We start from the raw sequence: 2,211 nt of genomic DNA, 5'->3' as shown, positions 1-2,211 counted from the left end.
CGGGCGCGACCGGGGTGGCACTGACCCGCCGCGCGGCCGACGCGCTCGCCGAGCGCACGGGCCTCCAGCTGCCACGGGTGTTGAGCCGCAACGCCGCCCCACCGGTCCCGGAGGGGATCGTTCCCGATGCCCCCGGGGTCACCCCGTTCGTCACGTCCAACGAGGAGTTCTACCGCATCGACACCGCGCTGCGCGTCCCCGCGCTGACCACCGCGGACTGGCGACTGCGGATCCACGGGATGGTGGAGAGGGAGGTCGAACTGGACTGGCAGTCCCTGACGAGCAGGGAGTTCCGGGACCGGATCGTCACCCTGACCTGCGTGTCCAACGAGGTCGGGGGCAACCTCGCCGGTAACGCGACCTGGACCGGTTTCCCGATCGCCGAGCTGCTCGCCGAGGCCGGCCCCCTTCCCGAGGCCGACATGCTGCTCTCGACCTCCGTCGACGGGTGGACGGCGGGTACCCCGCTCGAGGCCCTCACGGACGGCCGGGACGCCCTGTTGGCCGTCGGGATGAACGGCGAACCCCTGCCGCTCGAGCACGGGTACCCGGTCCGGCAGGTCGTTCCCGGCCTGTACGGCTACGTCTCCGCGACCAAGTGGGTGGTGGACTGGGAGGTCACCCGTTTCGACCGGGCCAGTGCCTACTGGACCGACCGGGGGTGGGGTGAGCGGGGACCCATCCTCACCGCGAGCCGGATCGACAGGCCCGCCCCCCTGGCCCAGCTGGAGCCCGGCCCCGTCGTGGTGGCCGGGACGGCGTGGGCCCAGCGCCGGGGCATCGACCGGGTGGAGGTGCAGGTCGACGACGGGCCGTGGAACGAGGCGACGCTGGCCGAGGAGTACTCGATCGACACCTGGCGCATGTGGTCGTGGACGTGGGACGCCCAACCCGGCCTGCACACGGTGTCCGTCCGGGCGACCGATTCGACCGGTGAGGTGCAGACGGAGACACGGCAACCCCCGATCCCCACCGGAGCCACCGGCTGGCACAACCGCACGTTCCGGGTGTCGGGAACATGACCGTCCTCGACACACCCCTCCTCACCACCCGCCCGTCCCGTGCGTTCGGACCACCGCGCATTAGACTGTCCACCGTGTCCGAGCCCACCGCCCCGTCGCTGGCCGATCCGGGGCGCCTCCTGGAGCTCTCCGCGGCCGGGGATCTCGATGCCTTCGCCCGCTTCTACGACCTCATGGCGCCCCGTGTGCACGGTCTCGCGCTCCGCGTCCTGCGCGACCCCGGGTACGCGGAGGAGACCGTGCAGGAGGTGTTCCTCCAGGTCTGGAAGCAGGCCTCGGGGTACAGCCCGAAGCTCGGTTCGGTCCATTCCTGGGTGCTGACCATCGCACACCGGCGTGCGGTGGACAGGGTGCGGTCCGAGAGTTCCGCGGCCCGGCGCGACGAGGCGGACGCCGCCGCGGGGATCACGCACTCCGGCGACATCGCCGACCAGGTGACCGAGGAGATCACCAGGGAAGAGGACGCCGCGGACATCCGTCGATGTCTCGGGGAACTCACCGAGAACCAGCGCGAGTCCATCGAGATGGCGTACTTCTCCGGGTTGACCTACCGGGAGGTCGCCGACCAGCTGGGGTCCGCACTGCCCACGATCAAGTCACGAATCCGCGACGGCCTGCGCCGTCTCAAGAGCTGCCTGGGAGGTGAGCTGTCATGACCGTCCGACACCACGATCACCCGGGGTCCCCGGACACGGTTCATCCCGAGGACCTCGACCTCTACGCCCTGGACGCGCTGGACCAGGAGGAGGCGGACGCCGTCGAGCAGGCGCTCGTCGCCGCGACCCCGGATCAACGCAGCTCGATGCTGGCCCACATCCGGTCCACGCGGGAGGTCGTGGCCGATCTGGTGGCCGACGCCGACCTCGACGTCCCGCCGCCGCCATCCCTGCGCACCAGGGTGCTCGACCTGGTCACGGCGGAGGCCGGGACCGGACACGATGCGCCCACCCCGGATGCCGACGACACCGGTGACACCGGGGGCGCCGCGGTGGTCGACCTGAGCCGGATGCGCGAACGCCGGCGCCCCGGGACCTGGACCTTCCTCGCCACCGCGGCGGCGGCCATCGTGTTGGTGGCCGCGGGGGTGACCATCGGGCGACTGACGGGCGACGCGGGACCGGAGGACAACCTCCCGGTCGCGTCCCCGCCCGCCGCGACGATGCCGGACGAGGTCACGTCCCTGCTCACG

The 2,211-nt window shown here is 71.9% G+C and carries 2 protein-coding genes and 1 pseudogene; all 3 read left to right on the top strand.

Annotated features, from left to right (window positions below):
• On the top strand, nt 1-1,022 hold a 1,022-nt coding region (locus tag G6018_RS07855; protein ID WP_182639317.1), incomplete at its 5' end, for a molybdopterin-dependent oxidoreductase.
• 74 nt (nt 1,023-1,096) lie between these two features.
• A complete protein-coding gene (gene sigK / locus G6018_RS07850) occupies nt 1,097-1,678 on the top strand; it encodes an ECF RNA polymerase sigma factor SigK (protein WP_042329923.1) in 582 nt (193 codons plus the stop codon).
• Nucleotides 1,675-2,211: pseudogene (locus tag G6018_RS07845) on the top strand (anti-sigma factor); the annotation flags it as partial. The gene sigK and the pseudogene G6018_RS07845, both read left to right, overlap by 4 nt.

Source organism: Dietzia sp. DQ11-44 (genome assembly GCF_014145205.1).
In the GTDB taxonomy this organism is placed as follows: Bacteria; Actinomycetota; Actinomycetes; order Mycobacteriales; family Mycobacteriaceae; genus Dietzia; species Dietzia natronolimnaea.
This window is presented reverse-complemented; position numbering and strand designations above follow the sequence as displayed.